Origin of the sequence: Aeromonas sp. 102P (genome assembly GCF_051920345.1) — a bacterium.
Taxonomy (GTDB): Bacteria; Pseudomonadota; Gammaproteobacteria; order Enterobacterales; family Aeromonadaceae; genus Aeromonas; species Aeromonas veronii.
On sequence record NZ_JBQBCZ010000001.1, the window covers coordinates 4,616,397 to 4,640,006 of the forward strand.

Below are 23,610 nucleotides of genomic sequence, written 5' to 3' on the forward strand. Positions count from 1 at the left end.
ACAGACAGAGGATAACGAGATGCAGGAGTTGTTGGCCTGGGTGCCGGGGGTCAAGGAGATTGCCCGCGAAGCCGGAAGGATCCTTCACGACATCTATCATGGCGGTCAGTTCGAGCGTCAGCTGAAGGAGGATGCCACTCCGGTCACCAGTGCCGATCTTGCTGCCGATGCCTACCTCAAGCAGGCGCTGTCGGCGCTTACTCCCCATGTGCCAGTGCTGACCGAAGAGGCAGCCGACATTCCCTTCAGTCAGCGATCCAACTGGCGGCAGTATTGGCTGGTGGATCCCCTCGACGGCACCGGCGAATTTATCGCGGGCAGCGGCGACTTTGCCACCCTGATCGCCCTGGTGCGGGACAATGTGCCGGTGCTCGGGGTCATCTACGCCCCCGAGTCCAACGTGCTCTACTGGGCGGTGCGCGGCTACGGCGCCTTCAAGGAGGTGAATGGCGAGGTGTTTCCCATCAGCGCCATGCACCACGAGCATGACCAGCCTGACTCGCTTGTGGTGGCCATCAGCCGCCGCCAGAAGCTGGAGAACCTCACCCGCCGCCTCAACCCGGCCATCAACTACGAGCTGATCCCGCTCGGCTCCAGCTCCCTCAAATCCTGTCTGGTGGCGGAAGGTGCGGCCGATTGCTACGTGCGGCTCGGCCCCACCGGCGAGTGGGATACCGCCGCCGCCCAGTGCATCGTCGAGGCAGCCGGTGGCCGCATCCTCAGCCTGGCGTTGCAGCCGCTCAGTTACAACGAAACCGAGTCGCTGGAGAACCCGGACTTTATCGTGATGGGGGATCCGGATCTCGCCTGGGGTAGCATTCTGGCCCACTAGGCGGATAGCGATGTCATCACACCAGACAAGCAGGCGGCCCGATGGCCGCCTGCTTTTTCAGGGAAGTTGCCCCGGGTGATGGCCGGTGTGATCCGCTGGTCAAGGCGCTCTTGAACAGCGTGATACGCTGGCAAAGCGGCAAAATGATAGTGAAACATCACAATCGGTCGGCGAGAAATGGTGCGATTTTTCACGTAATCCTGAAAACACCTGATTAGCCAAAATAAAAAAATGATAGTAGATCAAATTTTGGTTTTATATTTCACAAAAATCACCAATATCAGTTTTGTTCCATTCTGTGAACCAGATTCCATTCCCAATCTCGCTGGCTAAACCCCGCAATGGCAGTGATATGTTTCAGTCTCGCTTTTTGAGAATTAAATCCCGATAAACCACAATGAACTCAGATTAAAACACTAACAAAAAGTGAATTAGTAATGAGTTTATCTGTAGAGGCTACCAAGGAGCTATCCGGTTCCTGCTCCACCACGGCCAGCACCACCCGCTGGCGCCGTCACGACACCCACTGGGTCATCAGTCTGTTTGGCACCGCCGTTGGCGCCGGTATCCTGTTCCTGCCCATCAATCTGGGTCTGGGCGGGATCTGGCCTCTCGTCATCGTCGCGGTACTGGCTGGCCCCATGACCTTCCTGGCCCACCGCGGGCTGGCGCGCTTCGTGCTCTCCTCTTCACGTCCCCACGCCGACTTCACTGAAGTGGCGGAGGAGCACTTCGGCAAGATGGCCGGTCGCCTCATCTCGGCACTCTACTTCCTCTCCATCTTCCCGATCCTGCTCATCTACGGGGTCGGGCTGACCAACACGGTGGAGAGCTTTATGGTCAACCAGCTCGGCATGGCGACCCCGGATCGGGTGATGCTCTCCGGCGTGCTGGTGTTTGCCATGATCGCCGTGATGCTGGCGGGTGAGAAAGCGATGCTGCGCGCCTTCGCCTTTATGGTCTATCCGCTGGCGGCCATTCTGGCGGCCCTCTCCTGCTACCTCATTCCCCAGTGGCAATGGCCGGAAGTGACCGCGTTTGAGGGGGTCAGCTTCCTCAATACCGTCTGGCTGGCGCTGCCGGTCACCGTATTCGCCTTCAGCCACGCCGCCGCCATCTCCGGCTTTGCCAATGTGCAGCGCCGTGAATATGGCGAGCAGGCGGAAGCCAAGAGCGGCCTGATCCTGCGCAACACCACAGTAATGCTGGTGGGCTTCGTGCTCTTCTTCGTCTTCTCCTGCGTGCTGAGCCTCTCGCCAGCCCAGCTGGCTGAAGCCAAGGCCCAGAACGTCTCTGTGCTCTCCTATCTCGCCAACATCACCGACAACCCGGTGATCGTGACTCTGGGGCCGCTCATCGCCTTTATCGCTATCAGCTCCTCCTTCCTCGGCCACTTCCTCGGTGCCCGCGAAAGCCTCAAAAGCCTGATCGCCAAGCCCACCGGTCTGCCGCTGGCCAAGGCGGACAAACTGGGTATCGCCCTGATGTTCTTCGCCATCTGGGGTGCCGCCGTCATCAACCCGGGCATTCTGGGACTGATGGAGACCCTCTCCGGCCCGGTCATCGCCATGATCCTGTTCATCATGCCGTTGATTGCCATCTATAAGGTGGAGGCGCTGGCACGCTTCCGTCACGGCTGGACCAACGGCTTTATCCTGCTGACCGGCTCGCTGGCGGTATCGGCGCTGATCTTCAGCCTGTTGAAGTAACGACTCGCAGCAGAAAACAAAAAGAGAGGCGACCTTGGGTCGCCTCTCTTGTCTCTGTTCGGGTGTGAACTCAGCCCAGCCTGGCGCCGTTCTCCACCGCCCGCTCGGGAATGGCCATCACTACGGCGCCATCCGGCCGATAGAAACCGGTCAGCAGAAATTCAGACTGAAACGGCCCTATCTGTTTGGTCGGGAAGTTGACTACGGCGATGATCTGGCGGCCCACCAGCTGCTCTGGCTGGTAGAGCGCGGTGATCTGGGCACTGCTCTTGCGTATCCCCAGTTCGGGGCCAAAATCCGCCCACACCTTGTAGGCCGGTTTGCGCGCTTCTGGGAACGGCTCGACCAGCACCAGGGTGCCCACCCTCAGCTCCACCATCTCGAAATCCTGCCAGCTAATCGTCTCCATTTCTGCTCCTGTTTATCGTGCACCTTGCATGACCCGCAGCATGGCCCAAAGAGAGCATCCCGTCTTCGGCGATCAGCCGTTTCGTTGCGGCAGGTGGCCGTTTTGCTGGCGCCAGAGGGACGGAGTAAGCCCGTTCTCGGCCAGGAAGCGCTCGCCGAAGGCCCCCTGATTCTGGTAACCGCAGCGGCTGGCAATCTCGCCAACGGGTAGTTGTGTACCGGCAAGCAGGGTACGCGCCAGCGCCATGCGCCGACTGCGAATGTAGTGGGAGACGCTCACCCCCAGCTGCTGGCGAAAGGCGAGCTTGAACTGGCTCTGGCCAAGGCAGGCGATGGCGGCGAGTTGCTGATTGGTCAGCGGGGCGGCGAGGTTGGCATCGATATGGCGTTGCACCTTGAGGATGCGGGCGGCAAGGCGTGGAATGGCTGCGCTCTGCATCCCCTGCCCTTCCACCAGCAGGGAGAGCCACACCTGCTCCATGCCCGCCACCTGCCGCCCTTCGGCCACCATGCGGTGCAGAAAAGCGAGGTAGTGACGCTGGGGTTCATCCAGCTCGATAAAGGGGCGGGCTGCCAGATCGCCGGGCAGCCAGTCGCTCTCTTGCACCAGAAACGAAAGCGCCGGATCGGCGGCGTAGTCGTGTCGCTCGCCGGGAGCGATGATGCAGGCAGAACCGGGGGCAAGCCGGCGCCCCCGGCCCTGCACCTCGATCTCGAGGGGGCCGTCGAGGGGGATCACCAACTGGGCAAAGTCGTGACTATGGCTACAAACGTGGTGGTGATAGTGGCGCAGGCTGAAACGGGACATGGCAGATAGCAATGACGCGGCCAGGGCCGCGTCATTGGGGGTTATTCCTTGTCGAAATCTTCGATCTCTTTGCCCAGCGCTTCCATGATGGCGCGCGCTTCGGCAGGGACGCTGTCCGGATGATCCTTGCGCAAATCTTCGTCGCAAGGGAGCGGCTGGCCGGTGAAAGCGTGCAGGAAGGCCTCACAGAGCAGCTCGCTGTTGGTCGCATGACGCAGGTTGTTCACCTGACGGCGGGTGCGCTCATCGGTCAACACTTTCAACACCTTGAGCGGGATCGAGACGGTAATCTTCTTGACCTGTTCGCTCTTCTTACCGTGTTCCGCGTAGGGGCTGACGTAGTCGCCGTTCCACTCTGTTCCCATGACTCACCTGTTCTCATTTAGCCGTGAGCGCGGATTTTAACCCTTAAGGAAATTAATGGCAATCCAACAGCAAAGCCATTTAGACGTCTGGAAGTGTTGACGGCCTTTTTAAGCTGGCGTAGTGTGGTTCATCATAATGCCAGCATTGGCACGATTGCGTGTGGCAAAAGCAGCGTGGCAGGAAGAGCGGCCACCGTCCAGAGAGATCAAGGAGAGAAACATGACCCACAAGGCCACCCTGGCGGTTCGCACCGGGATTGAGACAGACCAGCAACACGGTGCAGTGGTGCCGCCTATCTACCTCTCCAGCAACTACACCTTTGCCGACTTTGGCGAACCCCGTCAATACGATTATGCCCGCTCCGGCAACCCGACCCGCACCAATCTGGCTGACGCGCTGGCGGCACTGGAAGGGGGCGCCGGTGCTGTTGTCACCGGCACCGGCATGGGCGCTATCCATCTGGTCACCACAGCCCTGCTCAAGGCGGGGGATCTGCTGATCGCCCCTCACGACTGCTACGGCGGCACCTGGCGCCTGTTCGAGTATCTGGCGGCCAAGGGCTACTACCGGGTGCAGTTTGTCGATCAGGGGGATGAGGCCGCACTGGCCGCAGCACTGGCGCAAAAGCCAGCGCTGGTATGGGTGGAGACCCCCTCCAACCCGCTGCTGCGGGTGGTGGATATCAGCGCCATTGCCAGCGCCGCCCACGAGGCTGGTGCGCAGGTGGTGGTAGACAACACCTTCCTCTCCCCCCTGCTGCAACAGCCGCTGGCACTTGGTGCCGATGTGGTGGTGCACTCCACCACCAAGTACATCAACGGTCACTCAGACGTGGTGGGCGGGGTGGCGATTGCCAAGGAGGCCGCACTGGCCGAGTCGCTGGTGTGGTGGGCCAACTGTCTGGGGCTCACCTCCGGGGCGTTCGACTCCTACCTCACCCTGCGCGGCCTGCGCACTCTGGCCCCCAGATTGCGCACCCATCAGGAGAACACCGATCGCATCCTCGCCTTCCTGCAACAGCAGCCGCTGGTGAAACGCATCTATCACCCCAGCCTGCCGAGCCATCCGGGCCACGATATTGCGCGCCGTCAACAGTCCGGCTTTGGCGCCATGCTAAGTTTTGAACTCGATTGCAGCGAGGCGGGCATTCGCGCCTTCCTCGCGGCCCTCACCCTCTTCTCGGTAGCCGAGTCCCTCGGCGGGGTGGAGAGTCTGGTGGCCCATCCGGCCAGCATGACTCACAGGGCCATGACCCCGGCGGCGCAGCAGGCAGCTGGCATCAGCGCCCAGCTGCTGCGGTTGTCGGTCGGTATTGAACACGGTGAAGATCTGGTGGCCGATCTGGCACAGGCTTTTGCACAGGCGCAGCAGGCAGAACAGGTAGCGAAGTAATGGAACAGCAGCAACAAGGAGAGATCGCGGTGGCAACAGAAACAGGCTTGAAGCGACGTCACGTCCACAAATTCGGTGGCAGCAGTCTGGCGGATCCGGTCTGTTATCGCCGGGTCGCCAGCATCGTTGAACAACAGGTAGGTGGGGATGAATTGATCGTGGTCTCCGCCGCCGGCAAGACCACCAACCGCCTGATCCAGCTGGTGGAGCTGGCCGAAGAGGGTGATGAAGCCGCTGGTGAAGCCATCTCTGCCCTGCAGGCCTATCAGCAGAGCCTGATCGACGGCTTGCTGGAGGGTGAACTGCAGCTCGATCTGAGCAAGCAGCTGGCCGACGACATGCAACTGATAGCCAAAACGCTTGAAGGGCAGTTTGATCGCTTCGCCCGCAACGGCCTGCTCGCTTTTGGCGAAGTGTGGTCGGCGCGCCTACTGGCGGCCCTGCTCACCAGCCGCGGCGACAAGGCTATCTGGCTCGATGCCCGTAGTTTCCTGCGCGCCGAGGATGGCGCTCTGGTCAAGGTAGATACTGCGCTCTCCAGCGAACTGCTCAAGGCGCGACTGGCGGAGCATGCCGGTCGCATCGTGGTAACCGGCTTTATCGCTGCCGACATGGAGGGGCGCTCCCTGCTGCTCGGTCGCAATGGATCCGACTACAGCGCCAGCCTGTTGGCGCTGCTGGCGGACGGCGAATCCACCACCATCTGGAGCGACGTGGCCGGGGTCTACAGCGCCGACCCGCGTCGGGTGAAAGAAGCACGCCTGCTGGAGCGCCTGAGCCTCGCGGAAGCCAACGAGCTGGCCCGTCTTGGCTCTTCGGTATTGCACTCGCGCACCCTGCAACCTGTGGCCGACAGCCGCCAGCGCCTCACTTTGCGCTGCAGCTACAACCCGGACGAGGGCTGCACCCATATCCTGCGCCGCGCCCCCCGCTCCGGCGGCGCCCGCATCGTCTCCTCGGTGGATCAGATCGCCCTCATCGAGTTGAAGGTACTGCCGCAAACCAACTATGAGCAGACGGTGGCCACCATCGAGGCCCATCTGGCCCGTCACCGCCTCAACCCGCTCACCCTGCAGCGCCAGCCGGATCGCCGGATCCTGCGCCTCGCCTACACCCTCGAGGTGGCACAAGGCGCCTTCGAGCTGCTGCGCGACTTCCAGCTGCAAGGGAGCTTCACCGGCCTCATTCAGAAGGAGGGGTACAGTCTGGTGGCGCTGGTAGGGGCAGGGGTCACCGACAACGCAGAGCAGTGTCACCGCTTCTATCAGCTGCTGGCAGATCAACCGCTGGAGTTCGTCCAGGTGGCCCGAGATGGCCTGAGTCTGGTGGCCGTGCTGCGTCAGGTAGTGCTGGAGCCGCTGCTCATCGCCCTGCACAGCGCCCTCTTCAGCCGCCCGACCCGGGTCGGACTGGTGGTGTTCGGCAAGGGCAATATCGGCGGCCACTGGCTGAGCCTCTATGCCCGCGAAAAGGCACGGCTCGAACATGAGCTCAATCTGGCGCTCACCCTCTACGGGGTGTTCAGCTCGGAAGGGGGCCTGCTCGATGAAGAGGGGCTCAACCCCCTCAAGGTACAGGACAACTTCAATCCCAAGCCGCTGATCTGGCCGGAGTTGCTCTCCCAGCTTGAACAGCACGGCTTCGATGCGCTGGTTGCGCTGGACATGACCGCCAGCGAAACGGTGAGCCGCTACTATCCGGATTTTGCCCAGCTCGGCATTCATATCATCGCCGCCAACAAGTTTGCCGGTGCTGCCGACAGCGAGTTCTACCAGCGCATCAAGCAAACCTGCCGTGACCATCAGGTGCAGTGGCGCTACAACGCAACCGTGGGAGCCGGGCTGCCAATCCAGTCCAGCATCCAGATGCTGCGCCAGAGCGGCGACCGCATTCAGGGGGTCTCCGGCATCTTCTCCGGCACCCTCTCCTGGCTGTTCCAGCAGTATGACGGCACCCGCCCCTTCTCCGAGCTGGTGGACGAGGCGTGGCAGCACGGTCTGACCGAACCGGATCCCCGCGAAGATCTCTCCGGTCAGGATGTGCGGCGCAAGCTGCTTATTCTGGCGCGGGAGGCAGGCTTCGAGCTCGACTCCGCCGATATCGAGCTGGAGAATCTGGTGCCCGTCACACTGCGCAAGGTGACCGCCGATCAGTTCATGGATAGACTGAAAGAGCTGGATGGCCCGATCCAGACCGCCTTCGAGGGAGCCAAGCGCCTCGGCAAGGTGCTGCGCTACGTGGCCCGCTTCGAGCATGACGGCAAGGCGCGGGTCGGACTGGAGGCGCTGGAGCCCCATCACCCGTTTGCCAACCTCTTGCCATGCGACAACATCTTCGCCATCGAGAGCGACAGCTACCGCACCAACCCGCTGGTGATTCAGGGACCGGGGGCGGGTCGGGAAGTGACCGCCGCCGCTATCCAGTACGATCTGTGGCAGATCTGCGCCAGCCTCTAAGGCAGATTGCAAAGGGAGCAGCACCTCTCTCCCGCGCACAATAAAAAAGCCCGAGTCGATGACTCGGGCTTTTTGCTGAATGCAGCTTCGATTAGGAGAAGCAGGCCTGCAGCACGTAGAAGATCGCGATAGCCAGAATGGCACCGGCAGGCAGGGTGATGATCCAGGAGACCACGATGTTGCGCAGTACCCCCAGGTTCAGCGCCGCAATGCCGCGCGCCAGACCGACACCCATCACAGCACCGACGAGAGTCTGGGTGGTGGAGATGGGCAGACCGGTACCGGAGGCAATCACTACGGTCGCGGCAGTCGCCAGTTGGGCAGCAAAACCACGGCTCGGGGTCAGGTGAGTGATGCCGGTACCGACCGTCGCCATCACCTTCTCGCCCATGGTCGCCAGACCGATCACGATACCGATACCGCCAAGGGGCAGGATCCACCAGGCAATGGCTGCCTGACTGGAAATCTCACCACCGGAAGCCACGATAGAGGCCACCGCAGAGAGCGGGCCGATGGCGTTGGCCACATCGTTGGAGCCGTGGGCAAAAGCCATGGCACAGGCGGTGATCACCATCAGGATGCCAAACACCTTCTCCACGTTGGCGAAGTGCATCTTGCTGTCATCCTGCGGGTTGTACTTCTGGCCGCGAATGTAGATCCAGCCGGCAAACGCCACTGCGATGGAGATGGCGATGGAAAGCAGAATGCCCTCGCCATCGCTCAGGTGCAGACCGACGTGGGTCAGCCCCTTCTTGATGGTCACCAGACAGATAACCAGCGCAGTCAGGAACATGTAGAACGGCACATAGCGCTTGGCGTTGTTCAGGGGATCATCGGTGTTGAAGATAAGCTTCTGCACGCTGATGAACATGAAGTAGGCGATGACACCTGAGATGGCCGGGGTGATGACCCAGGAGCCGACGATGCCGCCGAACTTGCTCCACTGCACCGCTTCCGGGCCAATGCTCACCACAGCGAAACCGACGATGGCGCCGATGATGGAGTGAGTAGTCGAGACGGGCCAGCCGAAGTAGGAGGCGAGGATCAACCAGGCGCCAGCCGCCAGCAGGGAGGCGATCATGCCGAGCACCAGCAGGTCCGGGCTATCGACAAACGCATTGCTGTCGATGATGCCGTTACGGATGGTGGCCGTCACTTCGCCACCGGCCAGATAGGCACCGGCAAATTCGAAGATCATGGCAATGATGATCGCCTGACGGATGGTCAGGGATTTGGTGCCGACCGATGTCCCCATGGCGTTGGCCACGTCATTCGCGCCAATGCCCCAAGCCATCAAAAAGCCGAACAAGGCCGCCACGAGCACCAGAGTGGTGCCGTAATTCGCGATAATGTCCATTAGTAGTGTTTACCCAGTCAGTCGATTACGAACGAGCCAGCATCAGTTCCAGACGGGCGCCTACGCGCTCGGCCTGATCTGCCAGGTCACCTACCCATTCGAGGATCTTGTAAAGGAACATCACGTCGATCGGATTGTAATTGTGCTCAACCGCTTGCAGCTGTTGGCGCAGTCCGATCTGCATGGTGTCTGTATCGTCCTCGATCAGATCCAGCTGATGGATCATCTCGGCAACCATTTCCACTTCCCGTCCTTTGAAGCCGGTCTCGAGCAGCTCGTCGAGCTCCCCGATCGCTTTCTCGGCCTGAGCGGTCGCATCAATACAACGTTTGAGGTAAGCCATGAAATCCGTCCGCATTTCGGCGGGGAACTCCATGCGACGGCCAAGCATGCGGCCGGAGATATCCTTGGCACGGTTGGCAATCTTGTCTTGCTGGGTCAACAGCTCCAGCAGGTCGGTACGTGCAACCGGCAGGAACAGGCCGCGAGGCAGTTTCAGACGGATTTCACGCTTGAGGGTATCTGCCTCTTTTTCCAGTTGGGCGATCTGCTGCCGGATCTTCTCGGCATCTTCCCAACGGTCTTCGGCAACGGCGTCAAAGAAGGGAACCAACTGCTGGGAGCACTGGTGAACCTTGACGATATGCTTCTGCAGCGGCTTGATGGGGGACTTGGCAAAAAGCCCCAAAATAGTATTTACTGGCATGGCCAAACCTGTGTCGGTGAAAAAACACTCGATACGATTTTATGAGGCGCGCATGGTAACCGAACTGCGCCCTCAATTAAACCGCGAATTAATCTAGTCGTCTCGCGGGCATTATATCCCCGCGACCCGAATCCTGCCCCCCAAAGTTGCCTGCCAGCCCGGAATGACTATGCAAACTGAGATCGAGATAAAGTTTTTTGTCGCCCGCGACATTCAAGCCAAGTTATCCAACCTGCTGAATTCTCTTGAGATTAAAGAATCGTCACAACAGCAGCTCGGCAACGTCTATTTCGATACGCCGACCCTGGCTCTGCGCCAGCTGGATATGGGGCTGCGCATTCGCCGCTGCGACGCCTTCGCCGAGCAGACCATCAAATGCCGCGGCCAGGTGGTGGGCGGCCTGCACGCCAGACCCGAGTACAACGCTCCCGTGAGCGGCGATCTTCCGACCCTCTCGGCCTTTCCCGATGAGATTTGGCCGACCCTGACCGAGCGCGACCACATTCAGCAGCAGCTGGTCGCCCAATTTCGTACCGACTTCCTGCGCCGCCATTGGCTGATCGCCTTCGAGGGAGCCGAGATTGAGCTGGCCTGGGATCAGGGAGAGATAGTCGGCAGTCAGGGCAGCACCACCATCAACGAGCTGGAACTGGAGCTCAAATCCGGCGCGACCGCGGCGCTATTTGCACTGGCCCGGCGCCTTGCCAGGAGCGGCGGGCTGCGCCTCGGCGCCCAATCCAAGGCCCAGCGTGGCTATCGACTGGCTGGTCTTGGCAAACCGCTGGCCCTGCAGGCGCTGGTCGAACATGAAGGTATGGATGGCATAACGGGGGTAAGCGAGGGACTGCGCCACTGGCAGCATCACGAGCAGCTCTGGCTGGAGCATCTTCAGGATAAAGGCATTCAACAGCAGGCACTCGCGGCCCTGTGCCAGGGGATCGATCTGGTCGCCCGCGGTGCGGCCACGCTGCCACAACCCGCACCTTGGCTGCCAGCATTGAGCAACCTGCAAGCCCATCTGCAAGCCCAGTCGGGCGAGCAAAACGAGTGGCCTGCCGAGCTGGCCGATCTCTTCCTCTATCCGGCGTATGTCGAGTTGCAGCTGGCCATCGCCGCATGGCTGCATCACGCAACCTGAGTAGGGCGATGTCGTAAATACAAAGGCCAGAAACAAAACGGGTGAGCCTTGGCTCACCCGTTTTGCATTACAGCAGGTTGAGCTGCTGCATGGCGCTGCGAATGCGCTCGCGAGTCGCCTCCGACAGCGGCATCACCGGCAGGCGACACTCCTCGCTGCAGAAACCGAGCAGGGAAGCGGCATATTTGGCACCGGCCGGGCTCGGCTCGGCAAACATCGCCTGATGGAGCGGAATGAGCTGGTCTTGCAGCTCACGCGCTTCTTGCCACTTGCCAGCCAGCGTGAGGTTCTGCACCTCGGCCACCAGCTTGGGGGCCACGTTGGCGGTCACCGAGATACAGCCCTGACCACCGCCGATGTTGTAGGCCACAGCAGTGGCATCTTCACCGGATAGCCAGGCGAAGGGCTTTTTGATCAGCTGGCGCTCGGTCCAGGGGCGCGCCAGATCGCCAGTCGCGTCTTTCACCCCGGCAATACGCGGCAGCTCGGCCAGACGGGCCAGGGTCGCCGGTTGCACGTCAACGATGGCGCGCGGCGGAATGTTGTAGACGATGATCGGCTTGGCGGTGGCATCGTGTACCGCCTTGAAGTGGTGGTAGAGCCCCTCCTGATTGGGGCGGTTGTAGTAACCGGCCACATGCAAGGTGGCATCTGCGCCCACCCGCTCTGCATGGAGGGTGTACTCGATGGCCTCGACCGGATTGTTGGAGCCCGCTCCGGCAATCACCGGAATACGGCCAGCGACCTGTTTGACCACCAGCTCCACCACCCGGCAGTGCTCGTCGTGGGTCAGGGTCGGGCTCTCCCCCGTGGTCCCCACCGGCACAATGCCGTGAGTACCCTGCTCGATATGCCACTCAACCAGACGCAGCAGCGCCTCTTCATCCAGCTTTCCCTGTCGAAACGGGGTGATCAACGCAACGATTGAACCTTGAAACATGGGATCTCCTTCTCCTAAATGACGCGCATATGGCAATAAAAAACCCCGGTACGATGTGCGCAACCGGGGTTTGAAGCTTCTCAGGGATGAGAGGTTACGCGCGAACGTCGGCAGGCCCGAATTTCAGGCTTTTTTTGTGCTTTCGTTTCAACCCGTTGAACCGCATTTCGTCATCTCTGGTCAAAAAATGGTGTCTGGGCATATTTCGGGAACACGGCATAAATGTCAAGGCGAAAGGGGCTATGTATAATGGCCGCCCAAAATTGCGTGGAGAGACCCGATGAGCAGCCCAATCAGTGCCGTCAGCCAGATGCTGGAACGAAACCAAGCCCTCTTTGTCGGCAAGCGGCTACTTGTCTGCGGCGCACTGGAGGATGACTACCCCCGCCAGCTGGCGAGCCTGGCCCGGACCCTGACCGTCTTTACCACCGATTACTGCTACTACCGCAGCCAGCAGGCCGCCCTCGGCGAGGCTATCCTGTTCGACCACCAGCTAGGTGGTGCCCCCCGCTTCGATGCCCTGTTGCTGCTGATGCCCAAGGCCAAGGCCGAGGCACAATATCTGCTGGCCATGATGACCCCCTTGCTGGAAGCGGGTGCCGATCTCTTCCTCGCCGGTGAAAACCGCGGCGGCATCAATGGCGCCGACAAGCTACTGGCCCCCTATGGCGAAAAGCCGATCAAGCGCGATTCGGCCCGCCGCAGCTCGCTCTATCACGGTGAGCTCTGCAAACCGGTCGCCCCGTTCGATCTGGATAGCTGGTTTGGCCGCTATCAGTGCAAGGCGGGTGATACCGAACTGACCGTGCTGGCGCTTCCCGGTGTCTTCAGCGCCGCCGAGCTGGATCTCGGCACCCAGATGCTGCTGGCCGCCGTGCCACCGATGACGGGCGAATTGCTCGATTTCGGTTGTGGCGCCGGGGTGATTGGGTCTGTGCTGGCCAAGCGCAATCCGGATCTGCAGGTCAACATGGTGGATATCAGCGCGCTGGCGCTCGAATCGAGCCGCCGCACCCTGGCGATCAACGGTCTGCAGGGCAAGGTCACCGCTTCCGATGTCTATTCGGATATCTCCACCCGTTTCCAGCACATCGTCTCCAACCCACCATTCCATGCGGGTCTCAAAACCTTCTATGCGGCAACCGAGCAGTTCCTGACCAAGGCGCCGGAATTTTTGCTGCCAAATGGTTCGCTGACCATTGTTGCCAACGCCTTCTTGCGCTACCAGCCTATACTGGAGACACACTTCAAACGGACTGAAGTGATCAGCAGTGATGCCAAATTCAAGGTCTATCTGAGCAAAATGTAAATAAGTGTAAGCAGTACAATAAAACAGCTAGAGAGCGCCATCCGGCATCTGATAAGGTATTAAGCACACGATAAAAACCACCCCTTTAGGGGTGTTTTTATACCGAACATTGAAAACCTTTTCATGTTGTTAATTCAGGGAGAGAAATACGATGGCAGGCATTTTGACCATGATCCTGGCTGGTGGCGAAGGTACTCGCCTGCAGCCTCTGACCACTACCCGCAGCAAGCCTTCCGTCCCCTTTGGTGGCAGCTACCGGCTAATCGACTTTGTCCTCAACAACTTCGTCAACGCCGACTTTCTGCGCATCTATGTACTGACCCAATTCAAATCTCAGTCCCTCTACCTGCACATGAAGAAGGGCTGGAATATCGTCGGCATCACCGACCGCTTTATCGACCCTATCCCGGCACAGATGCGAATGGGCAAACGCTGGTATGACGGCACCGCCGATGCCATTTACCAGAACCTCGGCTTTATCGAGCGGGCCGAACCGGATCATGTCTGCATCTTCGGCTCCGACCACATCTACAAGATGGATGTGAGCCAGATGGTCACCTTCCACAAGCAGAAGAACGCCGCCATGACGGTCGCAGCCCTGCGCATGCCCATCGAAGAGGCGAGCGCCTTCGGGGTGATCGAGGTCGATACCGAAGGGCGGATGATCGGCTTTCAGGAAAAGCCGAAGCAGCCCAAGCACATTCCCGGCGATCCGACCCAGGCGCTGGTCTCCATGGGCAACTACATCTTCGAGACCGATGCACTCTGCCGCGAGTTGAAGCGGGATGCCGCCGAGGAGAACTCCAGCCACGACTTTGGCAAGGATGTGATCCCGAGCCTCTACCCGCGCGCCCCCGTCTATGTCTATGACTACAGCACCAACGTCATCCCCGGCGAGAAACCGCACGTCTACTGGCGGGATGTGGGCACCCTCGATTCTTATTGGCAAGCGCACATGGACCTGGTGGCCGACAATCCTCCCTTCTCCCTCTATAACCGCAAGTGGCCCCTGCACACCCACTATCCGGCGCTGCCACCGGCCACCTTCATCGACAGCGACGAGTGCAAGGTGAAGATCGCCAACTCGCTGATCTCCGCCGGTTGCTTCATTCAGGGCAGCCAGATCCAGCGCTCCATCCTTGGTTTCCGCTGCAATATCGGCGCGTGCAGCCATATCAGTGAATCCGTTCTGCTGGGGGATGAAGATTGGTGAAGGCTGCTCCATCCGGCGTGCCATCATTGATAAAAACGTTGAAATTGCGCCAGGCACCGTTATCGGTGAAAATCTGGACCACGATAGAGAGCGATTTACCGTATCCGAAGGCGGTATCGTGGTGGTACCTAAGGGAGCAAGAGTTGGCTATTAACCCACTGAAAATCCTGTTTGTTGCCTCGGAAGTTGAGGGGCTGGTCAAGACCGGGGGCCTGGCCGATGTCGCCAGAGCCCTGCCGATGTACCTGGCCCAGAAGGGACATGATGTCAGGATCATGCTGCCCTTCTACAAGACGATAAAGCGACGGGATGAGGCCAGACTGGTGGCGTCACGCTGGTTGCCAACCCACCCCGGGCTGCCGGATATCGGTTATCGCATCTACCAGATGGAGCTGGATGGCGTCTGCGTCTATCTGCTCGACTGCCCGCAATATTTCGATCGTCCCCAGCTCTACGCCGAGAACAATCAGGCCTATCCGGATAATGGCGAGCGCTTTGCCTTCTTCTCGGCCGCTGCCCTCCATGCCTGCGAGCAGCTCGGCTTTGCCCCGGATATCGCCCACTGCAATGACTGGCACACCGGCCTGCTGCCACTGCTGCTGAAAACCCGTCACGCCCACAACCCCTTCTTCCAGCAGACCCGCAGCGTGATCAGCATTCACAACGCGGCGTTTCAGGGGGTGTTTGGCCGCGAGCAGTTCTGGGCCATGCCCGAGATCGCCGACTACGAACGCCGCATCAACTACGACTACGGCCACGTCAATCTGCTCAAATGCGGGGTGCTCTACGCCGACAAGATCAATGCGGTCAGCCCCAACTATGCCCAGGAGCTGCTGACTCACCTCGGCGCCCACGGAATGGCGCATATCTTCCAGCAGCGGGCGGCGGATCTCTGCGGCATCCTCAACGGCTGCGACTACAAGGACTGGGATCCGGAGTTCGACGAATTCCTGCCTGCGACCTACAGCATCGACAACATGGCTGGCAAACAGATCTGCAAAGAAAGCCTGCAACAGGAGGCGGGGCTGGCCGTGGCAGACTTGCCCATCTACGGTATGGTTTGCCGCCTGACCGAGCAGAAGGGCGTTCCCCTGCTGCTCCCTGCGCTGGAGAAATTCCTCCACCATCAGGTACAAGTGGTGATCGTCGGCTCTGGCGATCCTGCGCTCGCCACGCAACTGCAAACCATGGCCCGGGATTATCCGGGCAAGCTCGCCTTCATCAACACTTATGACGATCGGCTGGCTCATCTGGTCGAAGCCGGTGCCGACTTCTTCCTGATGCCCTCTCTGTTCGAGCCTTGCGGCCTCAACCAGATGTATAGCCTCGCCTATGGCACCCTGCCACTGGTGCGGGCCGTGGGTGGTCTGAAAGATACCGTGGTGGATTGGGATGCCGATCCCGAGCATGCCACCGGCTTCTGCTTCAACGACCCGACAGCCGCCATCCTGCTCGATACCATGCGCCGCAGCCTGCTCTATTTCCTGCAGGACAAAGAGCGTTTTACCAAGGTACAGCGCAATGCCATGAGCACCCGCTTCAACTGGCCTGACTCAGTCACCCAGTATGAACGGATGTATCAGAGCGCATTGGGCCGTTACTGAACGCCAAACGTCAGCTGATTGCTGAAGTTTTGTACCCTTGGCGCCACTTTGGGCGCCAACAGCGAAAAAAGTCCCCTTTGGCTGTTGACGCTCCCCCAAAACTCTATAGAATCCCCCTCCGCAGTGATGCGAAGGTGGCGGAATTGGTAGACGCGCTAGCTTCAGGTGTTAGTGTCCCACGGATGTGAGGGTTCGAGTCCCTCTCTTCGCACCAATACTGCCATGCTGATTCAGCAGCATGTAAATCCAACTAGAAAACCCGAATGTGCGAAGGTGGCGGAATTGGTAGACGCGCTAGCTTCAGGTGTTAGTGCCCCACGGGTGTGAGGGTTCGAGTCCCTCTCTTCGCACCATGCTTCTCCAGACAGCATGTAAATCAAAACTGGTAACACAATGTGCGAAGGTGGCGGAATTGGTAGACGCGCTAGCTTCAGGTGTTAGTGTCCCACGGATGTGAGGGTTCGAGTCCCTCTCTTCGCACCATGCTTTATCCAGACAGCATGTAAATCCAGACTGGAAACCCGAATGTGCGAAGGTGGCGGAATTGGTAGACGCGCTAGCTTCAGGTGTTAGTGCCCCCCGGGTGTGAGGGTTCGAGTCCCTCTCTTCGCACCATGATTCTGACATGTAAAAACAGAGCGATGCGCTCCAACCGCATTTAAAAACCAGCTGGAAAAAATCAGTGTGCGAAGGTGGCGGAATTGGTAGACGCGCTAGCTTCAGGTGTTAGTGTCCCACGGATGTGAGGGTTCGAGTCCCTCTCTTCGCACCATTCATTACGCAAAAGGCCCATCACGAAAGTGATGGGCCTTTTGTTTTTACTCCTTGTTATGGCTATGCTTTTGACGACTCCCCGCTCATCGTCATGCCAAGGAACGCATATGATACTGGATACCGACATTCACAACTTTTACGAACATCTGGTGCTCAAGGAGATTGAGAAACAGGGGCTGCAGCAAAAGCTCAACAGCGATCAGATGGCCGACCTCTGCTGCCTTACCCTCAACCAGCTTCCGGCCCACTATATTCGCCACAATGTCGACATGATCTACTTCCTGACCGACGCCAAGCGTACCGAAATGGAGAAACTGGTGGTCGAATCGCTCAAGGTGGCACAGCAGAAGATCAAGCAGGCTCCCGTCAAAAGCTCATAACCATGGCTGCTGCCAGAGCAGGGTGACGATACCGGTCAACCCGGCCACTGGCAGCAAGATCAAGGCGGGGCGCAATCCGGGCTCCAGCATCACCCAGGCAGCCAGCAGAAAACCGGCACTCCAGGTGCCGTACTCTTTATCCTGACCCCATGCGAGTACGGCCACCGCCACCAGCAACATCATCCCCCGCAATATCCAGCGCATTGTTTTCTCCCCAACCAACAATTGATAATAATTATCATATTCATCTACTGGGGATGCAAGTGGCGTCACAGGCAAGCTTCGTATGTGACCCTTTGTGTCAACAGGCCGCTCAAAAACGGGTTATGAGATCAACTAATTTGTGATTTTTTCAATCAAATGTGCATTTTTGCCAATTTGATGGGGCTTTAACCCGCCGGGTTTGTGGTAGATTGCGGCCTCTTTTTGGGTTGCCTCCTCGGGATCGATGTATCCACAGGACGAGAGGGAGTGACCTTGGCGAGCAAGAGTTTAGGAAGTATCTATGCAAAACCAACAAAACCACATCCGACTACCGGGCATGGCACAGGTGTTTGCCTGTCTGGCCATTTTCCTGGCCCTGGCATTCTCGTTCACCAGCGTGCTCGATCTGCCGATCCAGCTGGCGTTGTTCATCGCCTGGTTCGTCATCATGGGGCTTGGCATCAAACTCGGCCACGATTACAAATCCCTGGAACAGGCAGCCGTTGACGGCGTTGCCAAGGGAATGGGGGCCATCCTGATCCTGGTCTCCGTCGGTGCTCTGGTCGGCACCTGGATTGCTGGTGGCATAGTCCCCAGCATCATCTACTTCGGCCTCAAGGTGATCCACCCGTCCATCTTCCTGCTGGCAACCCTGATCATCTGCTCCCTGACCTCGCTGGCCACCGGCACCTCCTGGGGCTCTGCCGCCACCGCCGGTATCGCTATGATGGGGATCGGCCACAGTCTCGGCGTGCCTGCGCCGCTGGTAGCCGGTGCCGTGCTCTCCGGCGTCTACTTCGGTGACAAGCTCTCTCCGCTCTCCGACTCAGTAGTGCTGGCTTCGACCATGTCCAACGTCGACGTGGTGGAGCATATCAAGGGGATGCTGCCTATCAGCCTGCTCTCTTATGTCATCACCGCCGTGCTATTCACCGTGGTGGGCATGCAATACTCAGGCAATGTCAGTCTGGAGCAGGTCAATCTGGTGATGGAGGCGCTCGACAACCAGTTCAACATTACCCCACTGGCCATAGTGCCGGTGGTACTGGTACTGGGCCTGTTGGCCAATCGCAAGCCCGCCTTCCCGGTGATCAGCTTCGGCGCCCTGCTTGGCCTGATCTGGGCCATCGCCTTCCAGGGCATGGATCCGGTCAAGGCAATGCACTCGGCTTATAGTCCGTTTGCCATCACCTCCGGCATCGATTTTATCGACAACATTCTCGGGCGCGGCGGCATGGAGTCCATGCTGGGCTCGGTCGCGGTCATCATCTTCGGTCTCGGGTTTGGCGGCCTGCTGGAGAAGGTCGGTATTCTGGAAGTGATCGCCAGCGCCTTCGAGAAGCGCATCAATAGCGTCGGCAGCCTGACCAGCCACACCATCGGCACCGCGTTTCTGGCCAACGTGTTTGGCTCGGCCATGTATGTGTCGCTGATCCTGACCCCCAAGATCATGGCCAAAAACTACGACCGACTGGGACTGGCGCGCAAGAACCTCTCTCGCAACGCCGAGTTTGGCGGCACCCTCACCTGCGGCATGGTGCCCTGGAGCGATAACGGCATCTTCATGGCCGGGGTGCTGGGGGTGGCAACCCTCGACTACCTGCCCTATATGTGGCTGAGCTTCACCTGCATCATTGTGACCATCGCCCTCGCCTACATGGGCAAGGCGGTGAACAGGGTTCCACTGGTAGCGGCAGCAAGCTCCCGCTAAGCCATCCTGCAAACAACAAAGGCGCCATCGAGGCGCCTTTGTTGTTTCAGAGAAATGCTGTTTGATGGAGCGCACTGAGCACCACAAACAAAAACAGCCCTCGTTGCCGAGAGCCGTTTCATCAGACCGATACGCCGATCAGATGGAGAAGCTGGAGCCACAGCCACAGGTCGTGGTGGCATTGGGGTTGGTCACGGTAAAGCGTGAACCTTCCAGACCCTCGGTGTAATCCACACTGCCGCCTACCAGATATTGCAGGCTCATGGGATCGATCACCATGGTGACGCCATTCTTCTCGACCACGGTATCGCCGTCGTTGATCTTCTCATCAAAGGTAAAGCCATACTGGAAACCAGAGCAGCCCCCACCCGTGATATAGACCCGCAGCTTGAGCTCCGGATTCTCTTCTTCGGTGATCAGGTTCTTCACCTTGTTGGCCGCCGCATCCGTCATCTGGATGGGCAGCGGGGCTTCTGCTACTGCACTCATTACTGACCTCACAACCATTAGATCCACAAACATGGAAACCGCGAAATTATCCAATACCCGACCATTCAGTTCAAGTATTCACCACGTTTAACCTGCAGCGGGCACCGGAGCAGGCGGTGCGGCGACCAGCGGCTTGATCACCTCGCCCCACTCAACCAGAAGCTCTTGCGCCGGTTGCCTGCCATCCTTGTTGATGGTGACACGGATTCGATCCGGCACAAAGCCTTCCGGCAACTGCCAGTTCCCTTCCAGCAGCTGGAAATAACGCAGGGCATAACGCCACTCGCTCACCTTCATCCCGAGATCGCGACCGGTCAGCGTCTTCGGCTTGTCAGCCAGACTCCCCTCGACCCGGATCTGCACCTGCCCACGAAACAGCTCCCGCTTCTTGGCGGGCTGGGTCAGGGCGAGACGATAGTGGTAGCGACCGGGAATGCTGGTCTCCTGCAGAGTCAGGTTGTCGATCACCACCCCAACCTGCTCGCCAGTCGGGCGCATGATCCGCTCGAAAAAGGCCAGCTGGCGCTTGAGCTCCTGCACCTGCGCCTCCTGACTCTTCAGGGTGGTCTGCAGCTGCTCGAAGGCTGCTCGCTGGGTGGCGAGCTGGGTATCCTTGAGACCGAGATCAGTCTTGAGCTGGCTGATGGCATTGCTCTGGCGATCCAGCGTCTCCTGCTGAACCCCCAGCAAGCTGCTTTGCGCCAGATCCTGATGGTTGCCGGCAAAATAACCGGCCAGACCACCTACTGCGAACACCACCAATAACTTCAATAGGTTGGACATAGCCCTCTTTCCCGTTATTTGCCTCACAGCTGCAACTGCGACCTCCTTTCACTATACCGCCCTAACCGAAGTCACAGGCGGTGATGGTGAAAATTAACTGGTGGCCACACTGCCATCACCCCGCTTTTGACGCGCGGCAAGCCGTAAAGTTCGCTCAAGGATCTGGGAATAGATAGGACGACCGCCCAGCGCTTGCGCCACAAGAGTGGCTCCCATGGTGGTGATCATCATCGGCAGGATCAGCTGGTAGTTGTCGGTCATCTCGGTGACCAGCACGATACCCGTGATGGGCGCTCGCACCGTCGCGGCAAACAACGCTCCCATGCCGGCAATGGCAAAGGCACCGGGCTCGATACCAAGCTCCGGAAAAGCCGCGTGGAACAAATGACCAAACACCACGCCAAACAGGGTGCCAAGGGCCAGGGTCGGCGCAAACACCCCGCCGGGCGCGCCGGAGCAGAAGCAGATCAGGGTTGCCACCAGACGGATGGAGAAGATAAGGAACAGGGTCGCCATCGCATACTCGCCCCCCATCAGATGAGGAATGAGCTCAGTGCCGCCGCCCGTTACCGAGGGGGCAAACAGCGACAGCACGCCGAAAGTACCGGCAACCAGCATACCGATGGCCACAAAACGGTGGCGCTTGTTCTGGTGCAGCGCCAGATAGCCATCCTGACAGGCCAGCACCAGCTTGTTGAAGACAAAGCCCAATACGCCGAAGGTGGCCCCCATAAAGAGGAACAGCCAGAGCGCCTCGAGGGCTGGCGCATCGTAGTGCGGTAGCGTGATCACCGCCCCTTGCCCCTTCATGTTTTGCAGCATCAGGGTCGCCATGATGGCGGAGATGCCCACCGCCTTGATGGCCAGGAAGGAGTAGCGAAACTGCGGCCGCATCTCCTCCATCACGAACAGGATGCCCGCCAACGGCGCATTGAAGGCCGCTGCCAGACCTCCCGCCGCACCGGCGGCCAACAGGGCATGGCCATGCTCCTTGGGCAACCGGAAGATATCCGCCACCATCTTGCCGAGGTTGCCGCCGATCTGTACCGAAGGTCCCTCCCGCCCCAGCACCATGCCGGAGCTCAGGGTACAGATGCCGCCGAAGAATTTGACCGGCAACACTCGCCACCACCGCACCGGGCGCAGATCGTCCATCGCCCCCTCGATCTCGGGAATGCCGGAACCACCCGCTTCCGGGGCAAAGGTATGAGTGAGGAAGTAGCCGACAAATCCCAACAAGGCGCTGAAGCCAAAGCCGAGCAGACCGAGCTGCCACCAGGGGCGGTCGGCCAGCAAGGCGATGCGTTGTTCTGCCAGCCAGTGGACACCAGATTCGAACAGACCGCACACCAGTCCGGCCAGGGTACCGACCAGCGCCGCCAGCAACAGAACCAGCAAGGGCATCTTGTCTTGCCGGATAATGCGGGAAAGCGGCCCCCGCGAAGAGGTATCGGCTTCAGAGGAGAGAGCTTGTTGCGCCATCTTGTTACACCAACTTGGAAAAACCATATCGTCAGCTAGCTGAGATCAGGATCACCCGGCGCGTTGCTCGGCTGCCCAGGGCTGGGGCTTTCTGCTATAGTCGGCCCGTTAAATTTTTGTCACGGGAGCAGACCGAGAGTCCGGGTGGCGAGAGCGCAAAGCATACTCCTGATGCTCCGGCCTGCCGAGTCTCAATCGGCTGCAATCCCTTGTGTGACGACCAAAATCCCATTAAGGATGATCCATGTCAAAATCAGATCAGCTGTTTGAACAGGCCCGCCAGACCATTCCGGGTGGCGTCAACTCACCGGTCCGCGCCTTCAATGGGGTCGGCGGCACGCCCCGCTTCATCGATCACGCCGATGGCGCCTATCTCTATGATGTGGATGGTCAGGCCTACGTGGATTACATCGGCTCCTGGGGCCCCATGCTGCTGGGTCACAACCACCCGGCCATCAAGGCCGCCGTCATCAAGGCCGTTGAGAAGGGGCTGAGCTACGGTGCGCCGACCGAGATCGAAGTGCTGATGGCCGAGAAAGTCCGCCAGATCGTCCCCTCCATGGAGCAGGTTCGGATGGTCAACTCCGGCACCGAAGCCACCATGAGCGCCATTCGTCTGGCCCGTGGCTACACCGGCCGCGACAAGATCGTCAAATTCGAGGGCTGCTACCACGGCCACGCCGACTCCCTGCTGGTCAAGGCAGGCTCCGGCGCCCTGACCCTGGGTCAGCCCAACAGCCCGGGCGTTCCGGCCGATTTCGCCAAGCACACCCTGACCTGCGTCTTCAACGATCTGGATTCGGTGCGTGAAGCCTTCACCCAGTACGGCGGCGAGATCGCCTGTATCATCGTCGAGCCGGTCGCAGGCAACATGAACTGCATCCCGCCGGTCCCCGGCTTCCTGGAAGGGCTGCGCGCCATCTGCGACGAGTTTGGCGCCCTGCTGATCCTGGACGAGGTGATGACCGGCTTCCGCGTCTCCCTGCGCGGTGCCCAGGGCCACTACAACATCGACCCGGATCTCACCACCCTCGGCAAGATCATCGGTGCCGGCATGCCGGTCGGCGCCTTCGGCGGCAAGAAGAAGGTAATGCAGCACATCGCCCCGACCGGCCCCGTCTATCAGGCTGGTACTCTCTCCGGCAACCCGGTGGCCATGGCTGCCGGCCTCACCATGCTGGATCTGCTGCTGGAGCCGGGTCTCTATGAGCAGCTGAGCGCCAAGACTGCCCGTGTTGCAGAAGGGCTGAAAGCCGCCGCCGCCAAACACGGCATCCCGCTCGCCATCAACTATGTGGGTGGTATGTTCGGCTTCTTCTTCACAGAGGAGCCCGAAATCACCCGCTACGAGCAGGTCACTCGCTGCGATATGGAACGCTTCAAGCGCTTCTATCACCTGATGCTGGAAGAGGGCGTCTATCTGGCGCCGAGCGCCTACGAGGCAGGCTTCCTGTCGCTGGCTCACGGCGACAAGGAGATTGAACACACTCTGGCCGCCGCCGAGCGTAGCTTCGCCAAGCTGGCCGGCTAAATCGCCGCTGGTTGTCGC

At 59.7% G+C, this 23,610-nt stretch carries 21 protein-coding genes, 5 tRNA genes and 1 pseudogene; 16 read left to right on the plus strand and 11 right to left on the minus strand.

The features are described 5' to 3' along the window. Positions 1 to 19 precede the first annotated feature (19 nt). Positions 20 to 832, plus strand: coding sequence for a 3'(2'),5'-bisphosphate nucleotidase CysQ (cysQ, locus tag ACTG1K_RS21690; RefSeq protein WP_376891231.1), 813 nt, complete (start codon positions 20 to 22; stop codon positions 830 to 832). On the opposite strand, the gene ACTG1K_RS21695 is transcribed toward cysQ, so the two are convergent. Next, positions 829 to 1,026 (minus strand): hypothetical protein, encoded by a 198-nt coding sequence (locus ACTG1K_RS21695; RefSeq protein WP_236294710.1) that lies wholly within the window; start codon positions 1,024 to 1,026, stop codon positions 829 to 831. The genes cysQ and ACTG1K_RS21695 overlap by 4 nt on opposite strands. A 243-nt stretch (positions 1,027 to 1,269) precedes the next feature. On the opposite strand from ACTG1K_RS21695, the gene ACTG1K_RS21700 reads away from it, so the two are divergent. After that, positions 1,270 to 2,541, plus strand: a complete 1,272-nt coding sequence (locus ACTG1K_RS21700; protein WP_440006740.1) for an aromatic amino acid transport family protein — start codon at positions 1,270 to 1,272, stop codon at positions 2,539 to 2,541. A gap of 70 nt (positions 2,542 to 2,611) precedes the next feature. Here the strand turns inward: ACTG1K_RS21700 and ACTG1K_RS21705 are convergent, their stop codons facing one another. From ACTG1K_RS21705 to metJ, 3 genes are all read right to left on the minus strand, one after another. Next, the gene (locus tag ACTG1K_RS21705) at positions 2,612 to 2,950 is read right to left on the minus strand and encodes a tRNA-binding protein (RefSeq protein WP_202002864.1); all 339 of its coding nucleotides are present in this window, start codon (positions 2,948 to 2,950) and stop codon (positions 2,612 to 2,614) included. A gap of 72 nt (positions 2,951 to 3,022) precedes the next feature. Next, complete coding sequence (locus ACTG1K_RS21710; RefSeq protein WP_440006742.1) at positions 3,023 to 3,757, minus strand: helix-turn-helix domain-containing protein; 735 nt, start codon at positions 3,755 to 3,757, stop codon at positions 3,023 to 3,025. Positions 3,758 to 3,798: 41 nt separating this feature from the next. Then, positions 3,799 to 4,122, minus strand: a complete 324-nt coding sequence (gene metJ / locus ACTG1K_RS21715; protein ID WP_005343046.1) for a met regulon transcriptional regulator MetJ — start codon at positions 4,120 to 4,122, stop codon at positions 3,799 to 3,801. Positions 4,123 to 4,342: 220 nt separating this feature from the next. Here metJ and metB point away from each other — a divergent pair, with 220 nt between their 5' ends. Both metB and ACTG1K_RS21725 read left to right on the plus strand, forming a co-directional pair. Continuing rightward, on the plus strand, positions 4,343 to 5,515 hold the full coding sequence (gene metB, locus ACTG1K_RS21720; protein ID WP_440006744.1) for a cystathionine gamma-synthase: 1,173 nt from the start codon (positions 4,343 to 4,345) through the stop codon (positions 5,513 to 5,515). Beyond that, the gene (locus ACTG1K_RS21725) at positions 5,515 to 7,971 is read left to right on the plus strand and encodes a bifunctional aspartate kinase/homoserine dehydrogenase II (RefSeq protein WP_440006746.1); all 2,457 of its coding nucleotides are present in this window, start codon (positions 5,515 to 5,517) and stop codon (positions 7,969 to 7,971) included. Before metB ends, ACTG1K_RS21725 begins: the two co-directional genes overlap by 1 nt. A 91-nt stretch (positions 7,972 to 8,062) precedes the next feature. On the opposite strand, the gene ACTG1K_RS21730 is transcribed toward ACTG1K_RS21725, so the two are convergent. Further along, complete coding sequence (locus ACTG1K_RS21730) at positions 8,063 to 9,328, minus strand: inorganic phosphate transporter (protein ID WP_005343043.1); 1,266 nt, start codon at positions 9,326 to 9,328, stop codon at positions 8,063 to 8,065. 25 nt (positions 9,329 to 9,353) lie between these two features. Beyond that, positions 9,354 to 10,034, minus strand: a complete 681-nt coding sequence (locus ACTG1K_RS21735; protein WP_005340244.1) for a TIGR00153 family protein — start codon at positions 10,032 to 10,034, stop codon at positions 9,354 to 9,356. Positions 10,035 to 10,203: 169 nt separating this feature from the next. Between ACTG1K_RS21735 and ACTG1K_RS21740 the strand changes: the two genes are divergently transcribed. Continuing rightward, positions 10,204 to 11,172: an inorganic triphosphatase gene (locus ACTG1K_RS21740; protein ID WP_425856241.1), complete on the plus strand. Its 969-nt coding sequence runs from the start codon at positions 10,204 to 10,206 to the stop codon at positions 11,170 to 11,172. A 67-nt stretch (positions 11,173 to 11,239) separates the two neighbouring features. On the opposite strand, the gene dapA is transcribed toward ACTG1K_RS21740, so the two are convergent. Beyond that, a complete protein-coding gene (gene dapA / locus ACTG1K_RS21745; RefSeq protein WP_005357833.1) occupies positions 11,240 to 12,112 on the minus strand; it encodes a 4-hydroxy-tetrahydrodipicolinate synthase in 873 nt (290 codons plus the stop codon). A 280-nt stretch (positions 12,113 to 12,392) separates the two neighbouring features. Between dapA and rsmC the strand changes: the two genes are divergently transcribed. The 9 genes and pseudogenes from rsmC (at position 12,393) to ACTG1K_RS21790 (ending at position 17,392) form a co-directional block, all read left to right on the plus strand. After that, entirely contained in the window at positions 12,393 to 13,421 is a 1,029-nt protein-coding gene (gene rsmC, locus ACTG1K_RS21750; protein ID WP_227095742.1) for a 16S rRNA (guanine(1207)-N(2))-methyltransferase RsmC, read from the plus strand. Positions 13,422 to 13,572: 151 nt separating this feature from the next. Then, positions 13,573 to 14,788: pseudogene (gene glgC / locus ACTG1K_RS21755) on the plus strand (glucose-1-phosphate adenylyltransferase). After that, positions 14,778 to 16,238: a glycogen synthase GlgA gene (glgA, locus tag ACTG1K_RS21760; RefSeq protein WP_005357826.1), complete on the plus strand. Its 1,461-nt coding sequence runs from the start codon at positions 14,778 to 14,780 to the stop codon at positions 16,236 to 16,238. Before glgC ends, glgA begins: the two are co-directional and overlap by 11 nt. A 128-nt stretch (positions 16,239 to 16,366) precedes the next feature. Next, a tRNA-Leu gene (locus ACTG1K_RS21765) sits at positions 16,367 to 16,452 on the plus strand. Between the two features lie 53 nt (positions 16,453 to 16,505). Continuing rightward, positions 16,506 to 16,591 (plus strand) — tRNA-Leu (locus ACTG1K_RS21770). 44 nt (positions 16,592 to 16,635) lie between these two features. Then, a tRNA-Leu gene (locus tag ACTG1K_RS21775) sits at positions 16,636 to 16,721 on the plus strand. Between the two features lie 46 nt (positions 16,722 to 16,767). Beyond that, positions 16,768 to 16,853, plus strand: a tRNA-Leu gene (locus ACTG1K_RS21780). A gap of 71 nt (positions 16,854 to 16,924) precedes the next feature. Next, positions 16,925 to 17,010 (plus strand) — tRNA-Leu (locus tag ACTG1K_RS21785). 109 nt (positions 17,011 to 17,119) lie between these two features. Then, positions 17,120 to 17,392, plus strand: a complete 273-nt coding sequence (locus tag ACTG1K_RS21790) for a late competence development ComFB family protein (protein WP_005343036.1) — start codon at positions 17,120 to 17,122, stop codon at positions 17,390 to 17,392. Here the strand turns inward: ACTG1K_RS21790 and ACTG1K_RS21795 are convergent. Then, the gene (locus tag ACTG1K_RS21795) at positions 17,387 to 17,596 is read right to left on the minus strand and encodes a hypothetical protein (protein ID WP_005357820.1); all 210 of its coding nucleotides are present in this window, start codon (positions 17,594 to 17,596) and stop codon (positions 17,387 to 17,389) included. The two genes, ACTG1K_RS21790 and ACTG1K_RS21795, sit on opposite strands and share 6 nt — an antisense overlap. 301 nt (positions 17,597 to 17,897) lie before the next feature. Between ACTG1K_RS21795 and nhaC the strand changes: the two genes are divergently transcribed. Beyond that, positions 17,898 to 19,307, plus strand: coding sequence for a Na+/H+ antiporter NhaC (nhaC, locus tag ACTG1K_RS21800; protein ID WP_429094555.1), 1,410 nt, complete (start codon positions 17,898 to 17,900; stop codon positions 19,305 to 19,307). A gap of 138 nt (positions 19,308 to 19,445) precedes the next feature. On the opposite strand, the gene erpA is transcribed toward nhaC, so the two are convergent. The 3 genes from erpA to clcA all read right to left on the minus strand — a co-directional run bounded on the left by erpA (position 19,446) and on the right by clcA (position 22,061). Then, positions 19,446 to 19,796 (minus strand): iron-sulfur cluster insertion protein ErpA, encoded by a 351-nt coding sequence (erpA, locus tag ACTG1K_RS21805; RefSeq protein WP_005340225.1) that lies wholly within the window; start codon positions 19,794 to 19,796, stop codon positions 19,446 to 19,448. 87 nt (positions 19,797 to 19,883) lie between these two features. Continuing rightward, positions 19,884 to 20,579: a DUF6776 family protein gene (locus ACTG1K_RS21810; protein ID WP_407957030.1), complete on the minus strand. Its 696-nt coding sequence runs from the start codon at positions 20,577 to 20,579 to the stop codon at positions 19,884 to 19,886. A gap of 93 nt (positions 20,580 to 20,672) precedes the next feature. Next, positions 20,673 to 22,061: a H(+)/Cl(-) exchange transporter ClcA gene (clcA, locus tag ACTG1K_RS21815; protein ID WP_440006750.1), complete on the minus strand. Its 1,389-nt coding sequence runs from the start codon at positions 22,059 to 22,061 to the stop codon at positions 20,673 to 20,675. 244 nt (positions 22,062 to 22,305) lie between these two features. Between clcA and hemL the strand changes: the two genes are divergently transcribed. Beyond that, a complete protein-coding gene (gene hemL, locus ACTG1K_RS21820) occupies positions 22,306 to 23,592 on the plus strand; it encodes a glutamate-1-semialdehyde 2,1-aminomutase (protein ID WP_440006752.1) in 1,287 nt (428 codons plus the stop codon). Positions 23,593 to 23,610: the final 18 nt, after the last annotated feature.

What these genes read in the sequence shown, in the direction of transcription:
- cysQ (WP_376891231.1), top strand. Translation starts at nt 20, where the DNA reads ATGCAGGAGTTGTTGGCCTGGGTGCCGGGGGTCAAGGAGATTGCCCGC.
- ACTG1K_RS21700 (WP_440006740.1), top strand. Translation starts at nt 1,270, where the DNA reads ATGAGTTTATCTGTAGAGGCTACCAAGGAGCTATCCGGTTCCTGCTCC.
- ACTG1K_RS21705 (WP_202002864.1), bottom strand. Translation starts at nt 2,950, where the DNA reads ATGGAGACGATTAGCTGGCAGGATTTCGAGATGGTGGAGCTGAGGGTG.
- ACTG1K_RS21710 (WP_440006742.1), bottom strand. Translation starts at nt 3,757, where the DNA reads ATGTCCCGTTTCAGCCTGCGCCACTATCACCACCACGTTTGTAGCCAT.
- metJ (WP_005343046.1), bottom strand. Translation starts at nt 4,122, where the DNA reads ATGGGAACAGAGTGGAACGGCGACTACGTCAGCCCCTACGCGGAACAC.
- metB (WP_440006744.1), top strand. Translation starts at nt 4,343, where the DNA reads ATGACCCACAAGGCCACCCTGGCGGTTCGCACCGGGATTGAGACAGAC.
- ACTG1K_RS21725 (WP_440006746.1), top strand. Translation starts at nt 5,515, where the DNA reads ATGGAACAGCAGCAACAAGGAGAGATCGCGGTGGCAACAGAAACAGGC.
- ACTG1K_RS21730 (WP_005343043.1), bottom strand. Translation starts at nt 9,328, where the DNA reads ATGGACATTATCGCGAATTACGGCACCACTCTGGTGCTCGTGGCGGCC.
- ACTG1K_RS21735 (WP_005340244.1), bottom strand. Translation starts at nt 10,034, where the DNA reads ATGCCAGTAAATACTATTTTGGGGCTTTTTGCCAAGTCCCCCATCAAG.
- ACTG1K_RS21740 (WP_425856241.1), top strand. Translation starts at nt 10,204, where the DNA reads ATGCAAACTGAGATCGAGATAAAGTTTTTTGTCGCCCGCGACATTCAA.
- dapA (WP_005357833.1), bottom strand. Translation starts at nt 12,112, where the DNA reads ATGTTTCAAGGTTCAATCGTTGCGTTGATCACCCCGTTTCGACAGGGA.
- rsmC (WP_227095742.1), top strand. Translation starts at nt 12,393, where the DNA reads ATGAGCAGCCCAATCAGTGCCGTCAGCCAGATGCTGGAACGAAACCAA.
- ACTG1K_RS21790 (WP_005343036.1), top strand. Translation starts at nt 17,120, where the DNA reads ATGATACTGGATACCGACATTCACAACTTTTACGAACATCTGGTGCTC.
- ACTG1K_RS21795 (WP_005357820.1), bottom strand. Translation starts at nt 17,596, where the DNA reads ATGCGCTGGATATTGCGGGGGATGATGTTGCTGGTGGCGGTGGCCGTA.
- nhaC (WP_429094555.1), top strand. Translation starts at nt 17,898, where the DNA reads ATGCAAAACCAACAAAACCACATCCGACTACCGGGCATGGCACAGGTG.
- erpA (WP_005340225.1), bottom strand. Translation starts at nt 19,796, where the DNA reads ATGAGTGCAGTAGCAGAAGCCCCGCTGCCCATCCAGATGACGGATGCG.
- ACTG1K_RS21810 (WP_407957030.1), bottom strand. Translation starts at nt 20,579, where the DNA reads ATGTCCAACCTATTGAAGTTATTGGTGGTGTTCGCAGTAGGTGGTCTG.
- clcA (WP_440006750.1), bottom strand. Translation starts at nt 22,061, where the DNA reads ATGGCGCAACAAGCTCTCTCCTCTGAAGCCGATACCTCTTCGCGGGGG.
- hemL (WP_440006752.1), top strand. Translation starts at nt 22,306, where the DNA reads ATGTCAAAATCAGATCAGCTGTTTGAACAGGCCCGCCAGACCATTCCG.